The organism is Xenorhabdus sp. BG5 (assembly GCF_015163665.1).
Lineage (GTDB): Bacteria > Pseudomonadota > Gammaproteobacteria > Enterobacterales > Enterobacteriaceae > Xenorhabdus.
Genome location: NZ_JADEUG010000028.1, coordinates 1 through 22,540 on the forward strand (window position 1 = coordinate 1; position 22,540 = coordinate 22,540).

Genomic DNA, 22,540 nt, shown 5'->3' on the forward strand with positions numbered 1-22,540 from the left:
AGGCCGTGCGGGTGAGAACGTGGGTGTTCTGCTGCGTGGTACTAAGCGTGATGACGTTGAGCGTGGTCAGGTTCTGGCGAAGCCAGGCTCTATCCACCCACACACTCAGTTCGAATCTGAAGTGTATATCCTGAGCAAAGATGAAGGTGGCCGTCATACTCCATTCTTCAAAGGTTACCGTCCACAGTTCTACTTCCGTACCACTGACGTAACCGGTACTATCGAACTGCCAGAAGGCGTAGAGATGGTAATGCCAGGTGACAACATCAACATGGTAGTTAACCTGATTGCCCCAATCGCAATGGACGAAGGTCTGCGTTTTGCAATCCGTGAAGGTGGCCGTACTGTAGGCGCTGGTGTTGTTGCTAAAGTGATCGCATAATTTTTTTAATGTGTTCATTTTGGAAGGGCATCGATAGATGCCCTTTTTATACGTTGTCTTAAGAAGAACCTATCTCATCAATAGTTGTTCATTGTTGGCCAATTAAGGCAGATAAATTGCTATTTGATTGCTATTCTTAATTATTGGTGAGATAGGCTCTGATACAACGGATAGGCTTAAATATCATTAAGATATAAAAGTCCTGCTGAATTAAGGTGCCGAGTCAGATACAATTACAATTATCTTTGGGTTCGGTCTGATTTGTTTTGCTCTTGCGAGGCAAGCTGGCTATCTATTTACATCATAGTTACTTACATATAGTTACAGGTTGGTTTATGAGTGCGAATAGCGATGCTCAAGAAAGCGGGCGTGGTCTTGATATAGCAAAATGGCTATTGGTGGCGGTGCTACTGGTGGTTGCTATTGTGGGTAATTACTATTACCGAGAGTATAACCTGCCTCTGCGCGCGATAGCCGTGGTTGCTATTGTTGCCCTTGCAGGAGCAGTTGCATTGTGGACTGTAAAAGGTAAAGCTGCATTAGCCTTTGCCCGTGAAGCCCGCATTGAAATGCGTAAAGTCATTTGGCCAACTCGCCAGGAAGCACTGCATACGACTTTGATTGTTGCAGCTGTGACGGCTGTCATGTCTCTTATTTTGTGGGGTCTTGATGGTATTCTGGTGCGTTTAGTTTCATTTATTACAGGCCTGAGGTTTTAAAAATGTCTGAATCCCCAAAAAAGCGTTGGTATGTCATCCAGGCATTTTCTGGGTTTGAAGGTCGCGTCGCTCAATCTCTGCGTGAACATATCAAATTACAAGAGATGGAAGATTTTTTTGGCGAAGTGATGGTGCCGACAGAAGAAGTTGTTGAGATCCGCAGTGGTCAGCGCCGTAAAAGCGAGCGTAAATTCTTCCCTGGCTATGTCCTGGTACAAATGGTAATGAACGATGCAACTTGGCATTTGGTTCGTAGTGTACCTCGCGTAATGGGTTTTATCGGTGGCACCTCTGACCGCCCGGCACCAATCAGCGATAAAGAAGTTGATGCGATCATGAATCGCCTTCAACAGGTTGGTGATAAACCACGGCCAAAAACTCTGTTCGAACCAGGCGAAATGGTTCGAGTCAGCGATGGTCCGTTTGCAGACTTCAATGGTGTGGTGGAAGAAGTCGATTACGAGAAGAGCCGTTTGAAAGTCTCGGTTTCTATCTTTGGTCGTGCTACACCCGTTGAGCTGGATTTCAGCCAGGTAGAGAAAGTCTAACTTGGTGATTAAGTAAGCGCTTATGCTTGCAAAGGGTGTGAAATTAGCATACAATTTCGCGCCTTTTGTTTTTTTATCCAGGCATCATTTTTAGATGATACTTAGATAACATTAGGTTAGTTAAAGTTTTTAATGACCTGGTCTTTAATAGACGGGGTTCAAATTGTCAGGGGAGCCTCATTTTGTTGAGGCGATAAGACCCGCATAGAGGAAAAAATAAATGGCTAAGAAAGTACAAGCCTACGTTAAGCTGCAAGTTGCAGCGGGTATGGCTAACCCAAGCCCACCAGTTGGTCCAGCTCTGGGTCAGCAAGGTGTTAACATCATGGAATTCTGTAAAGCGTTCAATGCTAAAACTGAAAGCATTGAGAAAGGCTTGCCAATTCCAGTTGTTATTACTGTTTACGCAGACCGTTCTTTCACTTTCGTTACCAAAACCCCACCAGCGGCTGTTCTGTTGAAAAAAGCAGCAGGCATCAAATCTGGTTCTGGCAAACCGAACAAAGATAAAGTTGGTAAAGTAACCAGCGCTCAGATTCGTGAAATTGCTGAAACTAAAGCTGCGGACATGACTGGTGCTGACGTTGACGCGATGATGCGTTCAATCGAAGGTACTGCTCGTTCCATGGGCCTGGTAGTGGAGGGTTAATCAATGGCTAAACTGACCAAGCGCATGCGCACTATCCGTGAAAAAGTTGATGCAACTAAACAATATGACATCAACGAAGCTGTTACTCTGCTGAAAGAACTGGCTACTGCTAAATTCGTAGAAAGCGTTGACGTAGCTGTTAATCTTGGCATCGATGCTCGTAAATCTGACCAGAACGTTCGTGGTGCAACTGTACTGCCACACGGTACTGGCCGTTCAGTACGTGTTGCTGTATTTACTCAGGGTGCAAACGCTGAAGCGGCTAAAGCTGCTGGCGCTGAACTGGTAGGTATGGAAGATCTGGCTGAACAGATTAAGAAAGGCGTGATGGACTTCGACGTTGTTATCGCATCTCCAGATGCAATGCGCGTTGTTGGCCAACTGGGTCAAATCTTGGGCCCACGTGGTCTGATGCCAAACCCGAAAGTAGGTACTGTAACTCCTAACGTTGCTGAAGCTGTACAGAATGCTAAAGCAGGTCAGGTTCGTTACCGTAACGACAAGAACGGTATCATCCACACCACTATCGGTAAAGTTGACTTCGACGCTGACAAACTGAAAGAAAACCTGGAAGCTCTGCTGGTTGCGCTGAAAAAAGCGAAACCATCTTCTGCTAAAGGCATTTACGTTAAGAAAGTTAGCCTGTCTACTACCATGGGTGCAGGTGTTGCGATCGACCAATCTAGTCTGAACGCATCAGCTTAATGATTTAAGCTGAGAATAACGCTTTACCTTAGCGTCAGATTTGTCTAAAATCTGACGCTTCAAATTTGCCTGATCAGTGTGTTTTATAACACACAGCCTTCGAAAAATAAGGCTGTATCGGCAAATAACAAGTTTTCGGTTGGAGCTTGGCCTAATCCAAGCCCCGTCCAAGACCGCAGGCGTAAGTAATTACTTAATATCCTGCGTAGACGGTGACAGAGCCAAATGAAATTTATTTTCTGGATTCTGCTCACCGTGTTTCAGCGCTCAGGCACATTTGGTGTTTTGAGTGAAGTGAGTCCCGGGTTTGCCCGGTTAATCCAGGAGCAAGAAGCTAATGGCACTAAATCTTCAAGACAAACAAGCGATTGTTGCTGAAGTCAGCGAAGTAGCCAAAGGCGCGCTGTCTGCGGTTGTTGCGGATTCTCGCGGCGTTACCGTAGATAAAATGACTGAACTGCGTAAAGCAGGTCGCGAAGCTGGCGTTTATATGCGTGTTGTTCGTAACACTCTGATGCGCCGTGCTGTTGAAGGTACTGAATTTGAGTGCCTGAAAGAAGCGTTTGTTGGTCCAACCTTGATTGCTTTTTCTAACGAACATCCGGGCGCAGCTGCTCGTCTGTTCAAAGATTTCGCGAAAGCGAACCCAGCATTCGAGATTAAAGCAGCAGCCTTTGAAGGTGAGTTTATCCCAGCGAGCAATATCGATCGTCTGGCAACACTCCCAACTTACGAAGAAGCAATCGCACGCCTGATGTCAACCATGAAAGAAGCCGCTGCAGGCAAACTGGTTCGTACTCTGGCTGCGCTACGCGATCAGAAAGAAGCTGCTTAATTGCTTATTTCCTTCGTTGCTTTTTAACGTATAAATTTTTTCTGAATTTTAGGAACACTTGTTATGTCTATCACTAAAGAACAAATTCTGGACGCAGTTGCAGAAATGTCTGTAATGGACGTTGTTGAACTGATCAGCATGATGGAAGAAAAATTCGGCGTTTCTGCTGCTGCAGCTGTAGCTGTAGTTGGTGGTGCTGCTGAAGCGGTTGAAGAAAAAACTGAATTCGACGTCATCCTGACTGGCGCTGGCGCTAACAAAGTTGCTGTAATCAAAGCAGTACGTGGCGCAACTGGCCTAGGTCTGAAAGAAGCGAAAGACCTGGTTGAAAGCGCACCAGCAGCTCTGAAAGAAGGCATCAGCAAAGAAGACGCTGAAGCTCTGAAAAAATCTCTGGAAGAAGCAGGTGCTTCTGTTGAGATCAAGTAAGATCTGTTTGAAGTTCGCAGCCTGATTTTTTAAGGCTGGCGGCTGGCGGTTTTTTAATCGCCAGCCTTTTTGCGCTGTAAGGGCATTGTCTGAAAACCAGATTTGCCTGAAAGGCATTAATAGGGAGTTAGTAGCATTTCACACTGTTTGGCTGCTAATAAACCCAAAATACTTCTTCCTATTGACGACTTAATATACTGCGTTCTCAGCTACGATCCACTCGAGTAGCTCGGTAGTAAAGGTAACGCAATGAAATGATTTAAGAGTAATAGTAATGGGTATTACGGAAAATATTCTGTTTTCTGTTCGAAAAAATAGTGTTGCAGAGTGCTGTCCTTAAGGGCGGACAGAGTGGGTCACTTATCAGCGAGCTGAGGAACCCTATGGTTTACTCCTATACCGAGAAAAAACGTATTCGTAAGGATTTTGGTAAACGTCCACAAGTTTTGGATGTTCCATACCTTCTTTCTATCCAACTTGACTCGTTCCAGAAGTTTATCGAGCAAGATCCTGAAGGCCAAAATGGACTGGAAGCGGCCTTCCGTTCAGTGTTCCCAATTCAGAGCTACAGCGGCAATTCAGAGCTGCAATATGTAAGCTACCGTCTTGGCGAACCTGTTTTTGATGTCAAAGAGTGTCAGATCCGTGGAGTGACTTTCTCCGCACCTCTGCGCGTTAAGTTGCGTCTGGTGATTTATGAGCGCGAAGCGCCAGAAGGCACAGTTAAGGACATCAAAGAACAAGAAGTCTACATGGGTGAAATTCCACTCATGACTGATAACGGAACTTTCGTTATCAACGGTACTGAGCGCGTTATCGTATCTCAGTTGCATCGTAGCCCAGGCGTTTTCTTTGACAGCGATAAGGGTAAAACCCATTCATCCGGTAAGGTACTGTATAATGCACGTATCATTCCTTACCGCGGTTCGTGGTTAGATTTCGAATTTGATCCAAAAGATAACCTGTTTGTGCGTATCGACCGCCGCCGTAAGTTGCCGGCTTCGATTATTCTACGCGCGATGGATTATTCCTCTGAAGACATCTTGAATCTGTTCTTCAAAAAAACCGTTTTCGAAATTCGCGACAATAAATTGCAGATGATGCTGGTTCCAGAGCGTCTGCGTGGCGAGACTGCTTCATTTGATATCGAAGCAAACGGCAAGGTTTATGTTGAAAAAGGCCGTCGTATCACAGCTCGTCATATCCGCCAGTTAGAAAAAGAGCAGGTAGACCGTATTGAGGTGCCTGTTGAATATATCGCGGGTAAAGTTGTAGCAAAAGATTACATTGACCAGAACACAGGTGAAATCATCTGTGCCGCTAACATGGAACTCTCTTTAGATCTGCTGGCCCGTTTAAGCCAGGCTGGTTACAAATCTATCGAGACCCTGTTTACCAATGATCTGGATCACGGTGCTTATATTTCCGAAACCCTGCGTGTTGACCCAACCAATGATCGCCTGAGCGCACTGGTTGAAATCTATCGCATGATGCGTCCGGGTGAACCACCAACACGTGAAGCCGCAGAAAACCTGTTTGAGAATCTGTTCTTCTCTGAAGATCGTTATGATCTGTCTGCGGTTGGTCGTATGAAGTTCAACCGTTCGCTGGATCGTGAAGAGGTTGAAGGTTCCGGTATCCTGAGCAAAGAAGACATCATTGACGTGATGAAGAAGCTCATTGATATCCGTAACGGTAAAGGTGAAGTCGACGATATCGACCACTTGGGCAACCGTCGTATCCGTTCTGTTGGTGAAATGGCTGAAAACCAGTTCCGCGTCGGCCTGGTTCGTGTAGAACGTGCAGTGAAAGAGCGTTTGTCTCTGGGCGATCTGGATACCCTGATGCCACAGGATATGATCAACGCCAAACCAATTTCTGCGGCGGTGAAAGAGTTCTTTGGTTCGAGCCAGTTATCTCAGTTCATGGACCAGAACAACCCACTGTCTGAAATCACCCATAAACGTCGTATTTCTGCGTTGGGTCCAGGCGGTCTGACCCGTGAACGCGCAGGCTTTGAAGTTCGAGACGTACACCCAACTCACTACGGCCGTGTATGTCCAATCGAAACTCCTGAAGGTCCAAACATCGGTTTGATTAACTCATTGTCCGTTTATGCGCGTACCAATGAGTATGGTTTCCTGGAAACACCTTACCGCTTAGTGCGTGATGGCGTAGTGACTGATGAAATCCACTACCTGTCTGCAATCGAAGAAGGTAACTACGTTATTGCTCAGGCGAACACCGTATTGGATGAAGAAGGCCATTTCGTTGAAGAATTGGTTACTTGCCGTCATTACGATGAATCCAGCTTGTTCAACCGTGATCAGGTTCAGTACATGGACGTTTCGACACAACAGATCGTGTCCGTCGGTGCTTCTCTGATCCCATTCCTTGAACACGATGACGCCAACCGTGCATTGATGGGTGCGAACATGCAACGTCAGGCGGTTCCAACACTGCGCGCTGATAAGCCGCTGGTCGGAACAGGTATGGAGCGTGCGGTAGCGGTTGACTCCGGTGTAACCTCTGTGGCTAAACGCGGCGGTGTGGTTCAGTACGTTGACGCATCCCGTATCGTTATCAAGGTTAACGAAGATGAAATGTACGCGGGTGAAGCGGGCATTGATATCTATAACCTGACCAAGTATACCCGTTCAAACCAAAACACCTGTATCAACCAGACACCATGTGTTTCTTTGGGTGAACTGGTTGAACGCGGTGACGTGCTGGCTGATGGTCCATCCACTGACTTGGGTGAACTGGCACTGGGTCAGAACATGCGTGTGGCGTTCATGCCGTGGAATGGTTATAACTTCGAGGACTCCATCCTCGTCTCTGAGCGTGTTGTTCAGGAAGACCGTTTCACCACTATTCACATTCAAGAACTGGCTTGTGTGTCTCGTGACACTAAACTGGGGCCTGAAGAGATTACGGCTGACATCCCTAACGTGGGTGAAGCAGCGCTGTCTAAACTGGACGAATCCGGTATCGTTTATATCGGTGCGGAAGTGAAAGGCGGCGACATTCTGGTTGGTAAAGTGACACCGAAAGGTGAAACTCAGCTGACTCCAGAAGAAAAACTGTTGCGTGCGATCTTCGGTGAGAAAGCGTCTGATGTGAAAGATTCCTCACTGCGCGTACCAAACGGTGTTTCTGGTACTGTTATCGACGTACAAGTCTTTACCCGTGATGGCGTAGAGAAAGACAAGCGTGCGTTGGAAATCGAAGAGATGCAGTTGCGTGAGGCTAAGAAAGACCTGACCGAAGAACTGCAAATTTTCGAAGCTGGCCTGTTTGCGCGTATCCACTCTGTATTGGTTGCCGGTGGTATTGAAGCGGAAAAACTCAGCAAACTTCCTCGTGCGCGTTGGTTGGAGCTGGGCCTGGCTGATGAAGAAAAACAAAATCAGCTGGAGCAGTTGGCAGAACAGTATGATGAACTGAAAGTAGAGTTCGAGAAAAAACTGGATGCTAAACGCCGTAAGATCACTCAGGGCGACGATCTGGCACCAGGCGTGCTGAAAATTGTCAAAGTGTATCTGGCTGTGAAACGTCAGATACAGCCTGGTGACAAGATGGCAGGTCGTCACGGTAACAAAGGTGTTATCTCCAAGATCAACCCGATCGAAGACATGCCTTACGATGAAAACGGCACACCAGTGGACATCGTCCTGAACCCGCTGGGTGTACCGTCACGTATGAACATCGGTCAGATTCTGGAAACTCACTTAGGCATGGCGGCGAAAGGCATTGGTGACAAGATCAATGCAATGCTGAAACAGCAGCAAGAAGTTGCCAAACTGCGTGAATTTATCCAGAAAGCTTATGATCTGGGTGATGATACCCGTCAGAAAGTTGACTTGAACACCTTCACCGATGAAGAAGTGATGCGCCTGGCAGAAAACTTGAAAAAAGGTATGCCGATCGCAACACCGGTCTTTGACGGTGCAAAAGAGACTGAAATCAAAGAGTTGTTGAAACTGGGTGGCTTGCCGACTTCTGGTCAGATCACGCTGTTCGACGGCCGTACAGGTGAACAATTCGAGCGTCAGGTAACCGTTGGTTACATGTACATGCTGAAATTGAACCACTTGGTTGATGACAAGATGCACGCCCGTTCTACCGGCTCTTACAGTCTGGTAACTCAGCAACCGCTGGGTGGTAAGGCACAGTTCGGTGGACAGCGTTTCGGTGAGATGGAAGTGTGGGCATTGGAAGCATACGGTGCGGCGTACACCCTGCAAGAAATGCTCACCGTTAAATCCGACGATGTTAACGGTCGAACCAAGATGTATAAAAACATCGTGGATGGTAACCACCAGATGGAACCTGGCATGCCGGAATCTTTCAACGTATTGCTGAAAGAAATCCGTTCGTTGGGTATCAACATCGAGCTGGAAGACGAATAAATCGTTTTCCCGCTGGTACTGCCCGATATAAGAATGTCGGGCGGCTTACCGGCCAGTGGTTATACTGGTTATAGAGGTGAGTGGCATGGGCCACTCACCTAACAGGTCTAACTCCGACAGGAGCCATTTCGTGAAAGACTTATTGAAGTTTCTGAAAGCGCAAACCAAGACCGAAGAGTTTGATGCGATCAAAATTGCTCTGGCCTCTCCAGATATGATCCGTTCGTGGTCATTCGGGGAAGTAAAAAAGCCGGAAACTATTAACTACCGTACGTTCAAGCCTGAGCGTGACGGTCTTTTCTGTGCGCGTATTTTCGGGCCAGTAAAAGATTACGAATGCTTGTGTGGTAAATACAAGCGTTTGAAACACCGTGGTGTGATTTGTGAAAAATGTGGCGTTGAAGTAACCCAGACTAAAGTTCGTCGTGATCGTATGGGTCACATTGAGCTGGCCTCTCCAACCGCTCACATCTGGTTCCTGAAATCTCTGCCATCCCGCATCGGTTTACTGCTGGATATGCCTCTGCGCGATATTGAACGCGTGCTGTACTTCGAATCCTATGTGGTTGTTGAAGGGGGTATGACCAGCCTTGAGCGTGGGCAAATCCTGACTGAAGAACAGTATCTGGATGCACTGGAAGAGTTCGGTGATGAATTTGACGCAAAAATGGGTGCAGAAGCCATCCAGGCTTTGCTGAAAAGCATCGATCTGGAAAACGAATGTGAAACCTTGCGCGAAGAGCTGAACGAAACCAACTCTGAAACCAAGCGTAAGAAGCTGACCAAGCGTATTAAACTGCTGGAAGCGTTCATTCAGTCTGGCAACAAACCAGAGTGGATGGTTCTGACCGTTCTGCCCGTTCTGCCACCGGATTTGCGTCCACTGGTTCCATTGGATGGTGGTCGTTTCGCAACTTCAGACCTGAACGATCTGTATCGTCGCGTTATTAACCGTAACAACCGTTTGAAACGCCTGTTGGATCTGGCTGCGCCAGATATCATCGTACGTAACGAAAAACGTATGTTGCAGGAAGCGGTTGATGCGCTGCTGGACAACGGCCGTCGCGGTCGTGCGATTACCGGTTCCAATAAGCGTCCTCTGAAATCCCTGGCAGACATGATCAAGGGTAAACAGGGTCGTTTCCGTCAGAACTTGCTGGGTAAACGTGTTGACTACTCAGGCCGTTCTGTTATTACCGTAGGTCCATACCTGCGTCTGCATCAGTGTGGTCTGCCTAAGAAAATGGCACTGGAGCTGTTTAAGCCATTTATTTACGGCAAACTGGAACTGCGTGGCTTGGCGACGACGATCAAAGCCGCCAAGAAAATGGTTGAGCGTGAAGAAGCTGTGGTATGGGATATCCTGGATGAAGTTATCCGTGAGCACCCAGTTTTGCTGAACCGTGCACCAACCCTCCACCGTTTGGGTATTCAGGCATTTGAACCCGTTCTGATCGAAGGTAAAGCTATTCAGTTGCACCCACTCGTGTGTGCGGCCTATAACGCCGACTTCGACGGTGACCAGATGGCTGTTCACGTACCGTTGACACTGGAAGCTCAGTTGGAAGCGCGTGCGTTGATGATGTCTACCAACAACATCCTGTCTCCAGCGAGCGGTGAACCCATCATCGTTCCATCTCAGGACGTTGTATTGGGTCTGTACTACATGACCCGTGACTGTGTTAACGCGAAAGGCGAAGGCATGGTTCTGACCGGTCCTAAAGAAGCAGAGCGCGTATACCGCGCAGGTCTGGCTTCTCTGCATGCCCGTGTCAAAGTTCGTATCACTGAAGAAGTGAAAGATGGTGAAGGTAATGTCACTATCAATACGGGATTGGTTGATACGACCATTGGTCGTGCCATCCTGTGGATGATTGTACCGCGTGGCTTGCCATACTCATTGATTAACCAGCCACTGGGTAAAAAAGCTATCTCCAAGATGCTAAATACCTGTTACCGCATACTGGGTTTGAAGCCAACCGTTATTTTGGCTGACCAGACCATGTATACCGGTTTTGCTTACGCTGCTCGTTCAGGGGTATCCGTAGGTATTGATGACATGGTTATTCCTGAGAAGAAAGAAGGCATCATCGCGGAAGCGGAAGCGGAAGTGGCCGAAATTCAGGAACAGTTCCAGTCAGGTCTGGTAACTGCTGGCGAACGTTATAACAAAGTTATCGATATCTGGGCTGCGGCGAACGAACGTGTTGCTAAGGCGATGATGGAAAACCTGTCTTCTGAAACAGTGATTAACCGTAACGGTGAAGAAGAACAACAGGTTTCTTTCAACAACATCTTTATGATGGCCGACTCCGGTGCGCGTGGTTCTGCGGCTCAGATCCGTCAGTTGGCGGGGATGCGTGGTCTGATGGCAACACCAGATGGTTCCATCATCGAAACCCCAATTACCGCGAACTTCCGTGAAGGTCTGAACGTACTCCAGTACTTCATCTCAACTCACGGTGCTCGTAAAGGTCTTGCGGATACCGCATTGAAAACGGCGAACTCCGGTTACCTGACCCGTCGTCTGGTTGACGTTGCCCAAGACTTGGTCGTAACTGAAGATGACTGTGGTACTCACGACGGTATCCTGATGACCCCAGTTATCGAAGGTGGAGATGTTAAAGAACCACTGCGTGAGCGTGTATTGGGACGTGTGGCGGCGGAAGACATCCTGAAGCCGGGCACAGCGGACATTCTGGTTCCACGTAACACGCTGCTGAACGAAAAATGGTGTGATCTGTTAGAAGAGAACTCTGTTGACAGCGTGAAAGTACGCTCCGTAGTAAGTTGTGAAACTGACTTTGGTGTTTGTGCGAACTGTTACGGCCGTGACCTTGCTCGTGGTCACCTGATCAACAAAGGTGAAGCGATCGGTGTTATCGCAGCACAGTCAATCGGTGAACCAGGTACACAGTTGACGATGCGTACGTTCCACATCGGTGGTGCGGCATCTCGTGCGGCAGCAGAATCCAGCATTCAGGTACGTAACAAAGGTCATCTGAAACTGTTCAATGCGAAATTCGTTACGAACTCCGCAAATAAACTGGTTATTACTTCTCGTAATACCGAATTGCGTCTGATCGACGATTTCGGTCGTACCAAAGAGAGCTATAAAGTCCCTTACGGCTCGGTATTGACGAAAGGCGATGGTGAGACAGTTGCTGGCGGTGAAACCGTTGCAAACTGGGACCCACACACCATGCCAATCGTGAGTGAAGTATCCGGTATTATCCAGTTCTACGACATGGTTGATGGTCAAACCATTACCCGTCAGACGGATGAGCTGACCGGCCTGTCTTCACTGGTGGTTCTGGATAGTGCAGAGCGTACCGGTAGTGGTAAAGACCTGCGTCCAGCACTGAAAATCGTAGACGCCCAGGGTAACGACGTTCTGATCCCAGGTACAGATATGCCTGCTCAGTACTTCCTGCCGGGTAAAGCGATTGTTCAGCTGGAAGATGGTATGTCCATCTCTGCGGGTGATACATTGGCGCGTATTCCTCAGGAATCTGGCGGTACTAAAGATATCACCGGGGGTCTGCCACGCGTTGCGGACCTGTTCGAAGCTCGTCGTCCGAAAGAGCCTGCTATCTTGGCAGAAATCAGCGGTATCGTTTCCTTCGGTAAAGAAACCAAAGGCAAGCGCCGTCTGGTCATTACTCCGCTGGATGGTGGTGAACCTTACGAAGAGATGATCCCTAAATGGCGTCAGCTCAACGTGTTCGAAGGTGAGGTTGTTGAACGTGGTGACGTGATCTCCGATGGCCCAGAATCTCCACATGACATTCTGCGCCTGCGTGGTGTTCATGCTGTTGCTCGTTATATCACTAACGAAGTACAGGAAGTTTACCGTTTGCAAGGCGTTAAGATTAACGATAAACACATTGAAGTTATCGTTCGTCAGATGCTGCGTAAAGCAACTATTGCGAATGCGGGTAGTTCCGAATTCCTTGAAGGCGAGCAGGTTGAATACGCACGCGTTAAGGTTTCGAACCGCAAACTGGAGCAGGATGGCAAAGTACCAGCTATCTTCCAGCGTGACCTGTTGGGTATCACCAAGGCATCATTGGCTACAGAATCCTTCATTTCTGCGGCGTCGTTCCAGGAAACAACCCGCGTTCTGACTGAGGCAGCTGTTGCAGGTAAACGTGATGAACTGCGTGGCTTGAAAGAGAACGTCATCGTTGGTCGCCTGATCCCGGCGGGTACAGGTTATGCTTACCACCAGGATCGCATCCGTCGTCGTCAAGCAAACGAAGTGATTGAAGCGCCACAATTTAGCGTTGACGAAGCCACTGCAAACCTTGCTGAATTGTTGAATGCAGGTTTTGGTGGCAGCAGCGATAACGAGTAATCGTGATGCGTAGCATACCCTATATAGTATAGCTAATCGTGAAATGCCCTCTCTTGGTAGAGGGCATTTTTTATTGGATGGAAAATTAAAATGAGACGAATTATTTATGTTATTACAATGGGTTTTTTAGCATTTTTGATATGTTTTTCGAATCCGGCTTTATCGCAATACCACGATTTTCCACATTATCATTACATGGAAGTGACTAAAGAGAGTGAAATCTATTCTTGGGTAGGTGAACATATCATTAAGGTTGGTTTATTCAAGAAAGGGCAAATCCTTAAAGTTGCTGAAGAAGAAGGGGAAGAAAGCGGTAACTATGCACTGCATTTCGGAAATGGGATAGGGTATATAGCCAAAGGAAATTTAAAAGAAATTCAGAAAACTGCGTTCCCCAGTGATCCCTTTAGCACCAATCCCCTTCACAAAAAAGCCGCCCAAAATTTGATGATAACTAAGGTGACTCAAATCTATAGCGCGCCTGATACGGATAGCCAACCAATTGCAATTTTGAGGGAAAATCTCCGCTATCCGGTTTTAGACAAATTACAAGATCCTTTCCACCAAACTTGGTACGAAATTAATTTGGGTGATCGATTAGGCTACATTAGTGATCGGAATGCTGAACTGGATAATGGCATTCCTTTGTTAACTTATCACCATGTTCTTAAAGACACTAAACATTTTCGACATACCTCAACGACGACGTCCTTGACTGCATTTTGTGAGCAGATGGCTTATTTGAAGCGAGCAGGTTATACCACAATTTCATTATATGAATTGGAAGGTTACCTAAGTGGCTCAATTAACTTGCCGGCAAAAGTGGTCGGTTTAACCTTTGATGATGGGCTGAAATCCGTTTATCGTTATGCTTATCCCATTTTGAAAGAAAATGGTCAGAAAGCTACACTCTTTATTATTTCATCCAGAATTAAACGCCACCCGCAGAAATGGGATCCAGATACCCTGCAATTCTTGAGTTTCCCAGAATTGTATGCCATGCAAGATGTATTTGATATTCAGTCTCATACCCATTTCTTGCATCGTTTTAGCAAGAAGAATCAACAACCCATACTATTAAGTCGGTCATATCATAATATCTTGTATGATTTCAAACGTTCCAGACAGGTATTATCGCAATTAAATCCCCATATGTTTTATCTCTCTTATCCTTTTGGTAGATATAATTTAAAGGCAATGAAAGCAGCTAAACAAGCTGGATTTCATTTGGCCGTTACCACGGTAAAGGGAAAAGTTAAATTGGGAGATAATCCCTTTTCTTTGAAACGGTTATATATATTGCGCACCGATCCGATTGAAAAAATGGCAAAAATGATTGCTAATAAATCTACTTAACGCCTTTACGATCGCTTAATAATTGAATATAGGATGTAAAATCATGTAATTGCTAAATAGCAAGAGAATATTTTAATATGATATTTTTCATTGAGGATAGAAGTGATGGATTTCTTGGGATTAATATTGGAAATTTTTTATAGGATCATAAAGTGCACTATTAAGTTTTTTGCATGGATATTTAAGATTACCATGAAGGAAAGAGTGGTTTCATTACTTTCCATAGGGATTTTATTTTGCATTATATTTTCATTCATAATACCTCGGTTTATTTTTGGTATTTTGCTGTTACTCATGTTTATCTATTTGGTTTATAAATTTCGTGGAAAAATAAATAATTATCTGAATAAGAAAGGGATTATGGGTTACTTTAAGTAAATATGATGTTGATAATACTATGTAATGAAAATTTATCCAATAAGGATAATAAATGTATCTTTTAAGAGCCTATTCCTTTAGGCTCTTAAGGTTAATATCTCGCTATAATGATTTGATGAATCAATTTATCTTTTGTTTTTTATCGCCTTGATAAAAGTTTCCCGTGCTGTTGAAGAACCAAGTCGTTCTGCTTCATCTAACAGTTTCAATGCCTTATCAACATCACCATTGTTAATGGCTCTTTTGATAGCGTCATTGAAATACTGTTCGGTATCGTTCAGTACAGGTTTAACTACTGGGGCATCAGCCGGGGTTGTTCTTATCGGCGATGCAGATACTGTTTGTGTGGAACCAACTGTGACGGGTTTAGGTGAAGGAGAAGAAAATACCTGGCCTATCAGGATATTGCCTGCATTGCTTTCTGATTGCACTTTCAGCGTCAGTATACCTGTTGCTGTATGGCGAGCGATCGGATCTGGAATATCCGGCACAGAATTACCGACACCTTTGGCATAAGCCTTAGCAGGATCAACCATTTGTGTTGAAGCTTGTACATCAGAACGAGTGGTGTAAATCAGCAAATAGATGCGTTGTTGTCCCAATGCCGGTGTCAGCTTTAACACACCTTCAAGCCTATCGGTGGACATAATACTGGGTTGTTGATAGCGGAAGTAGTGGCTTGGATAGAAAGCCGCAGGGTGGAGTTGTTCATCAAAGACTAAAACATTCGGTGAATATACCTGCTTATCTTTTATCAGACTGTTCAGAGTGATTTCCAATGAACCCTGATTGGCCGGTAAAGCAAATGTGGCTACCGCACCCTGAATATGACCATCATTGAGTTGCTGTGATGTGCTATCAAGAATAATAGTCTGTGTGCTATGAGTATTAATGGGCTGCCACTGTAATTTCTGCAAGGTTGGCAAAGACAGCGTTGGGGCAGAGTTGATTGTCTCTATGCCAGATTTAGCTGTGTCAGACAGTGCAGCATCTGATGTAGCATAACCCGCCGGAATTAAGTTGCAGAGCAAGGCACTGAGACAAAGTGAGAGTAATTGCTTTTTCATTACCACCAGGCCTCAAATTGGGCGCCAAATGTAAACTCATCGCTGTTCCCACGACTGAATTGACGTGCTGCTGTATCTTTGGCGGCAATGCCATCGTTATAACCCCATTTTTCATTCCATTTGGAGTAAGAAGTAAATAAACGGATAGCCGGACGTGACCAGATGCTATCACCCGCTTGCCACTGTTGAGCCAAAGTAATCTTGAACTGATCGTTATTTGCTTTGGTTCGTTGTGACTTCACATGGTCATAACCTACTTCCATTAAGGTACTCATTATTGGCGTCCACTTATACATTGGGCGGACACCCACGGTGTACCATGTGTTGCCATTGTTATTGTCGAGGTCAATGTTTTGATACATGGCAGCATACATGAGATCCCATTTCTTGCTGATACTAATAGCACCATGATTCAGAACGCGCAGCATATGCCCGTCATTATTCACATTAGCACCTTCGGCACGCCCATTACCGCTGGAAGTCATAGCGTCAGTTGCGTACTGTAAGACAAATTTGTTGAAACCACCTAACAAGCTTTGGGTATGTTCGGCAGTCAGCATCACACCATCTTTAGATGCTTGTTTTTCAATATGATATCCTTTACGTGTATTTGCACGCCCATAATCAATACCAAATTCTAGTGTACCACCAGCATTGACCGGTAAATTAGCTAACCGTATATCAAAAATATCATTTGAAGTATCTGAGGCATCCTTGCGTTTATTATCAATCCACCCATATGAACCGCCTTCTTCTGTATTACGGGTTACAGCGAAGGAAAGCTTACCAAAACCAAGGTCAATATTTTCCAATCCTGCGCCAGGACCGGAAATATCCCAGTAATAGAAGTCAATCATATGTACATCGTGACGCTGGTAGAAACGTTTACCCGCCCACAGTGTTGAACCAGGCAGCCAATCAATAATATTGGTTGCTTTCACGTTGACTTCACGAAAACCAGGTTTGGTATCTTCCCAGTCTTTTTGCTGACTGACGGAATAGGCTAAATTGGTATCAAAATAAAAACTTTTATTCCCTTCTTTCCATAACTCTTGCCCTAACTTAAGTTCGGCGTAGGTTTCACATTCGTTGCCGAGACGGTATTTACTTGGTGCTCCAGTGACTTTGGCACATTTCTGCTCACCACCATTACCAGTCCAGCCAATGCCTGAACGGGCATAGCCGTGGAAGTCAACAGCAATAGCTTGCGTGGATAATAAACCAGTCGTTAGCATAGCCAATGAGAGAGACAATATACGCATAATGATTCTCCTGTTATTTTTTTATGGCCGCGGATCTAGATTCCGGGTTCTTTATGTAAACGCTGACATGCAGTTCCATCTTCACGGAAAAGATGACATCGGTGGGGAGCGAGTCCGATAGAGAAATCTGCTCCTTCTTTAACGAGAACAATATCAGGTTGGCGGTAAACTAAATTTTGATGAATGGCAGGTATGCGGATGTGAATCTGAGTTTCGTTCCCCAGTTGTTCCACGATCTGTACTGTCCCCTCTAACGTAACATCGGCTATATCATTAGGCAAAAGATGTTCGGGGCGAATTCCCAAAGATACATTACTCCCGACAGTTAGCCCTTTGCTTTCAACTGGCAACCAAACTGGTTGACCGTTAGGCAGGATGATCTGTACCTGATCAACAGCAATCGCTGAGACTTTGACTGGCAGGAAATTCATTTTCGGTGAACCAATGAAACCTGCGACAAAGCGATTGGCAGGATAGTGATAAATTTCAAGTGGTTTACCAACCTGAGCAATATTGCCCCCATCCAGAACCACAATTTTATCTGCCAGAGTCATGGCTTCGGTTTGGTCATGAGTGACATAGACCATTGTACGTTGTAGTCGTTTGTGTAGACGTGAAATTTCAATTCTCATCTGTACACGCAAAGCCGCATCCAGATTGGAAAGTGGTTCATCCAGCAGAAAGATATTGGGTTCAGCAACGAGTGTTCTGCCAATGGCGACTCGCTGGCGTTGGCCGCCGGACAGTGCCTTAGGACGGCGTTCCAGTAGATGGGCAAGCTGGAGGGTTTCTGCAACTTGTTGCACTCGTTTGTGGATATCACTTTTTTTGATCCCCGCCAGCTTCATGCCGAATGACATATTGTCTGCAACAGAGAGATGGGGATATAGGGCATAAGATTGAAAAACCATGCCGACACTGCGTTTGGCGGGTGGAACATCATTCATTCGCTTTCCGTCTATCAGCAAATCACCGGATGTAATGTCTTCCAATCCCGCGATCATCCTTAGTAGTGTCGATTTCCCACATCCTGACGGACCGACAAAAACGACGAATTCCCCTTCCTGAATATCAAGATTAAGATCTTTGGAGATGACTGTTTCACCATATGATTTAGATACATTGCGGAATGTGATGCTAGACATTTGTTCCCTCCCTCGGATTTACCGCCTCAGTTTTCTGTTCGTTTCTTATGAGTCTTCGTTTTCTATGTTTTCTATTTATCGCAGCGATAAACTTAATGGAAAACTGATGGCTGGATTGTGTATAAAATACCAAGCGCGAAAATCCTCCATTCCATAATTTTTGATGGTGGAGGAGTCAGGAGGACGAGCTTAATGTGATTGAGAAAGAAAGAAGAAAATTGTCAAGTAAGATGTGATTTAAATCGCAAAAAAGGGCATTGTCTTGGTATTAAGGTTCTGATTTCAATTGTTTTTGTAAGCAAGTTCACACTCATACAGTATGAGGCGTAGAACAGGGGAGGATGAGTCTTTTTTACATTGATTGCACACTGGTGCCATTTTATCACGATGTAACAAAGATAATTATCTTGAACTAACAAATGAAAAAGGCGGAATGATGACCAAGAAAATTTTAAAAGTAGGGACTCGTACCCTGATGCTTTCCGTTCTAACAACATGTGTATTGTCTGCTTCAGCTTTTGCAAAGCCGGAAGAAGGAAAGTTGGTTATTTGGATCAATGGTGATAAAGGTTATAACGGACTGGCACAGGTTGGTGAGAAATTTGCAAAAGAAACGGGAATTTCTGTCACTGTCGAGCATCCTGACAAGCTGGAAGAGAAATATACCCAGATTGCAGCCAGTGGGGATGGGCCGGATATTATTTTCTGGGCACATGATCGCTTTGGTGGCTATGCCCAATCAGGATTGGTTGCTGAAATCACGCCTGATAAATCATTTATTGATAAGCTATTTCCCTTTACATGGGATGCCGTTCGTTATGACGGAAAATTGGTAGGATACCCTGTCGCAGTTGAAGCTCTTTCTCTTATCTACAATAAAGACTTGATTAAATCTCCGCCCAAAACATGGGAAGAAATCCCTGCCTTGGATAATGAGCTGAAAAAGCAAAATAAAAGCGCAATCATGTTCAATTTGCAGGAGCCGTATTTTACTTGGCCGCTGATTGCTGCTGATGGTGGATATGCCTACAAGGCAGAAAACGGGACTTATAATGTTAAAGACAGCGGAGTAAATAATGCGGGTTCTAAAGCGGGGCTGAAATTTCTGGTTGATTTAGTCAAAAATAAACATCTCAATGCCGATATCGATTATTCCATCGCCGAAGCTGCCTTTAATAAGGGCAAAGCAGCAATGACGATTAATGGTCCCTGGTCATGGGCGAATGTCGATAAAAGTAAGATCAATTACGGTGTTGCGCTATTACCAACTTTTAAAGGGAAGCCCTCTAAACCTTTTGTTGGCATTTTAACGGCGGGAATTAATGCGGCCAGTCCTAACAAAGAGTTAGCGAAAGAATTTTTGGAAAATTACCTACTTACCAATGAAGGGTTGGCAACGATGGATAAAGATAAACCGCTGGGAGCGGTGGCCTTGAAATCCTATCAGGAGATCCTGGCGAAAGATCCACGTATTGCTGCCACGATGGCAAATGCCCAAAACGGCGAAATTATGCCGAATATTTCCCAAATGAGTAGTTTCTGGTACGCAATGCGTAGTGCTGTTCTTAACACGGTCAGTGGGCGTCAGACAATAGATGCTGCCCTTAATGATGCTGAAGCGAGAATGACAAAATAAACGAATGACAGGCTCCTGAGTCTAGGAGCCTTAGCTCTTATTGTGATGGTGTTGGATAATCACAATTGTTGGTAACAGGAAGTGCAAGATGTCAGCGACATTAGAAAAAACAGTATGGTGGCAGCATCCTGCCCTGAAATGGTTTTCTGTAGGTATTTGCCTACTTTTTACAGGTTATCTGGTTGTGCTGATGTATGCACAGGGAGAGTACCTGTTTGCTATGGTGACACTGGTATTACTGGGAAGCGGCATCTATGTTTTTTCCAACCGGAAAGCATATGCTTGGCGCTATACCTACCCTGGAATTGCTGGAATAGGGATATTTATACTTTTTCCGCTTATCTGCACGATTGCTATTGCTTTTACAAATTATAGCAGTACCAACCAATTAACCTTTGAACGTGCTCAAACGGTATTAATGAGTCGTCATTACCAGACTGGGGAGCCGTTTAATTTCAAGCTTTATCCAGTATCTGAACAGTGGGTTTTGGCGTTGAGCGTCCCCGATAGCACTCATTCATTGATCTCTGAGCCTTTTTCTCTTGCGGGAACGGAAGAAATTATTCTGCCTCTCCATGAACAGGAACAAAAATTGGAAGGCAATGTTGCGACATTGCGTACTATTACTCAGTATCGGCAGGCATTGAACCAACTGGTCGTTGTTCTTCCTGACGGCAATAAACTGAGAATGAGTTCCTTACGTCAGTTCTCTGCTATAAATCCTCTTTATTCCCTTGATGAAGATGGAATTACACTGACCGATAAACAAACGGGTATACGATATCAGCCGAATATGGATACAGGGTTCTACCAATCCATTAATATTGAAGGAGAATGGACTAAGGAAACGTTAAGTCCTGGATTTACGGTTTCTATTGGTTGGAAAAATTTTCTACGGGTGATACAGGATGAGGGTATCCAAAAACCCTTTCTGTCCATTTTTGTCTGGACAGTAGTTTTCTCCCTGGTGACAGTAGCATTGACGGTTACCCTAGGGATGGTTCTCGCTTGTATTGTACAGTGGAAGGCGCTTAAGGGACGAGCGATTTACCGTGTACTGCTTATTTTACCTTATGCTGTTCCCTCGTTTATTTCCATTCTGATTTTCAAGGGATTATTTAACCAAAGTTTTGGTGAAATTAATCTGGTGCTAAATGGGTTGTTTGGTATTAAACCGGATTGGTTTACAGATCCGACACTAGCCCGAACCATGTTGATTATTGTAAATACGTGGTTGGGCTATCCCTATATGATGATTCTTTGCATGGGATTGCTGAAATCTATCCCTGATGACCTTTATGAGGCATCAGCACTTGATGGTGCAGGGCCATGGCGGAATTTCACCAAAATTACTTTTCCATTATTGATTAAGCCATTGACGCCGTTGATGATTGCCAGCTTTGCTTTTAATTTTAATAACTTTGTCCTGATTCAATTGCTAACCACTGGTAAACCTGATCATATTGGTACATCGACCCCAGCGGGTTATACCGATCTTTTGGTGAATTATACTTACCGTATCGCATTTGAAGGTGGTGGTGGACAGGATTTTGGTTTGGCCGCAGCAATTGCAACATTGATCTTCTTATTGGTGGGGGCATTAGCCATCATCAATTTGAAAACTGCCCGCATGAAATTTGATTAAGGAGGAAAGAAGATGGCGATGGTACAACCCAAATCGCAACGATGGCGGGTATGGGGAACACATCTATTAATGCTGGCTTTTATTGCCATGATTTTGTTCCCTCTGCTGATGGTCATTGCTATTTCTTTGCGTCCGGGGAATTTTGCTACGGGTAATCTGATTCCAGACACCGTTTCATGGGAACACTGGAAGCTGGCACTTGGTTATAAGGTGGAATCTGCTGATGGACACGTCATGCTTCCCCCATTTCCGGTCATGCAATGGCTTTGGAACTCTGTGAAGGTTGCCTTGATTACTGCTACTGGCATTGTGGCATTATCAACGACATGTGCTTATGCATTCGCACGGATGCGTTTTCGTGGAAAAAGCACCTTACTTAAGGCGATGTTAATTTTTCAAATGTTTCCGGCGGTACTTTCTTTGGTGGCACTATATGCCTTGTTTGATCGATTAGGAGAATATATTCCGTTCCTCGGTCTCAATACCCACGGTGGTGTGATTTTTGCCTACTTGGGTGGAATTGCTTTGCATGTATGGACGATAAAAGGTTATTTCGAAACGATAGATCGTTCTCTGGAAGAAGCCGCTATGTTGGATGGCGCGACATCGTGGCAAATTTTCCGTTTGATACTGTTGCCACTTTCTGTACCTATATTGGCGGTGGTATTTATTTTGTCGTTTATTGGCGTGATCACCGAAGTACCTGTTGCATCTCTGTTATTACGTGATGTGGATAATTACACGCTGGCAGTGGGAATGCAGCAATACCTTCACCCACAGAACTATCTCTGGGGGGATTTTGCTGCGGCGGCTGTGCTTTCTGCTATCCCTATCACGGCAGTTTTCTTACTTGCCCAACGTTGGTTAGTCGGTGGATTAACGTCGGGAGGCGTGAAAGGCTGATCCTCTCCCCGCTTCGCGGGGAGAAATCATACGCATACTGAAGTTAGATTGGTATATATATGATTGGGGGTGTTTCTTGCTACTTGGCTACATATAGCTGTGCGCTGAGTCA

15 protein-coding genes and 1 pseudogene are annotated in these 22,540 nt (G+C 45.3%); 13 read left to right on the forward strand and 3 right to left on the reverse strand.

Annotation, left to right across the window (positions count from 1 at the left end; genetic code table 11):
• The 10 genes and pseudogenes from tuf to IQ209_RS13775 form a co-directional block, all read left to right on the forward strand.
• Window positions 1-382: pseudogene (gene tuf / locus IQ209_RS13730) on the forward strand (elongation factor Tu); the annotation flags it as partial.
• A 335-nt stretch (window positions 383-717) separates the two neighbouring features.
• Window positions 718-1,101 carry a preprotein translocase subunit SecE gene (gene secE / locus IQ209_RS13735; RefSeq protein ID WP_074020841.1) on the forward strand — a complete coding sequence of 128 codons (384 nt, stop codon included), beginning with the start codon at window positions 718-720 and terminating at the stop codon, window positions 1,099-1,101.
• Between the two features lie 2 nt (window positions 1,102-1,103).
• Window positions 1,104-1,649, forward strand: a complete 546-nt coding sequence (gene nusG, locus IQ209_RS13740) for a transcription termination/antitermination protein NusG (protein WP_189759071.1) — start codon at window positions 1,104-1,106, stop codon at window positions 1,647-1,649.
• 220 nt (window positions 1,650-1,869) lie between these two features.
• Window positions 1,870-2,298: a 50S ribosomal protein L11 gene (gene rplK, locus IQ209_RS13745; protein WP_047684958.1), complete on the forward strand. Its 429-nt coding sequence runs from the start codon at window positions 1,870-1,872 to the stop codon at window positions 2,296-2,298.
• A 3-nt stretch (window positions 2,299-2,301) separates the two neighbouring features.
• A complete protein-coding gene (gene rplA / locus IQ209_RS13750; RefSeq protein WP_193851833.1) occupies window positions 2,302-3,003 on the forward strand; it encodes a 50S ribosomal protein L1 in 702 nt (233 codons plus the stop codon).
• Window positions 3,004-3,340: 337 nt separating this feature from the next.
• The gene (rplJ, locus tag IQ209_RS13755) at window positions 3,341-3,838 is read left to right on the forward strand and encodes a 50S ribosomal protein L10 (RefSeq protein ID WP_074020846.1); all 498 of its coding nucleotides are present in this window, start codon (window positions 3,341-3,343) and stop codon (window positions 3,836-3,838) included.
• A gap of 63 nt (window positions 3,839-3,901) precedes the next feature.
• Window positions 3,902-4,267, forward strand: a complete 366-nt coding sequence (gene rplL / locus IQ209_RS13760) for a 50S ribosomal protein L7/L12 (RefSeq protein ID WP_189759073.1) — start codon at window positions 3,902-3,904, stop codon at window positions 4,265-4,267.
• Between the two features lie 383 nt (window positions 4,268-4,650).
• Window positions 4,651-8,679 (forward strand): DNA-directed RNA polymerase subunit beta, encoded by a 4,029-nt coding sequence (gene rpoB, locus IQ209_RS13765; protein WP_193851834.1) that lies wholly within the window; start codon window positions 4,651-4,653, stop codon window positions 8,677-8,679.
• Window positions 8,680-8,809: 130 nt separating this feature from the next.
• Window positions 8,810-13,036: a DNA-directed RNA polymerase subunit beta' gene (gene rpoC / locus IQ209_RS13770; RefSeq protein ID WP_193851835.1), complete on the forward strand. Its 4,227-nt coding sequence runs from the start codon at window positions 8,810-8,812 to the stop codon at window positions 13,034-13,036.
• 90 nt (window positions 13,037-13,126) lie between these two features.
• Window positions 13,127-14,392: a polysaccharide deacetylase family protein gene (locus IQ209_RS13775; protein ID WP_193851836.1), complete on the forward strand. Its 1,266-nt coding sequence runs from the start codon at window positions 13,127-13,129 to the stop codon at window positions 14,390-14,392.
• A 503-nt stretch (window positions 14,393-14,895) separates the two neighbouring features.
• Here IQ209_RS13775 and malM read toward each other — a convergent pair.
• The 3 genes from malM to malK are packed head-to-tail and all read right to left on the reverse strand — an operon-like array spanning window position 14,896 to window position 18,244.
• The gene (gene malM, locus IQ209_RS13780) at window positions 14,896-15,837 is read right to left on the reverse strand and encodes a maltose operon protein MalM (RefSeq protein ID WP_193851837.1); all 942 of its coding nucleotides are present in this window, start codon (window positions 15,835-15,837) and stop codon (window positions 14,896-14,898) included.
• The gene (locus tag IQ209_RS13785) at window positions 15,837-17,099 is read right to left on the reverse strand and encodes a maltoporin (RefSeq protein ID WP_193851838.1); all 1,263 of its coding nucleotides are present in this window, start codon (window positions 17,097-17,099) and stop codon (window positions 15,837-15,839) included. Before IQ209_RS13785 ends, malM begins: the two co-directional genes overlap by 1 nt.
• Before the next feature lie 35 nt (window positions 17,100-17,134).
• Window positions 17,135-18,244, reverse strand: a complete 1,110-nt coding sequence (malK, locus tag IQ209_RS13790; protein ID WP_193851839.1) for a maltose/maltodextrin ABC transporter ATP-binding protein MalK — start codon at window positions 18,242-18,244, stop codon at window positions 17,135-17,137.
• 436 nt (window positions 18,245-18,680) lie between these two features.
• On the opposite strand from malK, the gene malE reads away from it, so the two are divergent.
• The 3 genes from malE (at window position 18,681) to malG (ending at window position 22,428) form a co-directional block, all read left to right on the forward strand.
• On the forward strand, window positions 18,681-19,880 hold the full coding sequence (gene malE / locus IQ209_RS13795) for a maltose/maltodextrin ABC transporter substrate-binding protein MalE (RefSeq protein WP_193851840.1): 1,200 nt from the start codon (window positions 18,681-18,683) through the stop codon (window positions 19,878-19,880).
• Window positions 19,881-19,968: 88 nt separating this feature from the next.
• Window positions 19,969-21,525: a maltose ABC transporter permease MalF gene (gene malF, locus IQ209_RS13800; RefSeq protein WP_193851841.1), complete on the forward strand. Its 1,557-nt coding sequence runs from the start codon at window positions 19,969-19,971 to the stop codon at window positions 21,523-21,525.
• 12 nt (window positions 21,526-21,537) lie between these two features.
• Window positions 21,538-22,428 carry a maltose ABC transporter permease MalG gene (gene malG, locus IQ209_RS13805; protein ID WP_193851842.1) on the forward strand — a complete coding sequence of 297 codons (891 nt, stop codon included), beginning with the start codon at window positions 21,538-21,540 and terminating at the stop codon, window positions 22,426-22,428.
• Window positions 22,429-22,540: the final 112 nt, after the last annotated feature.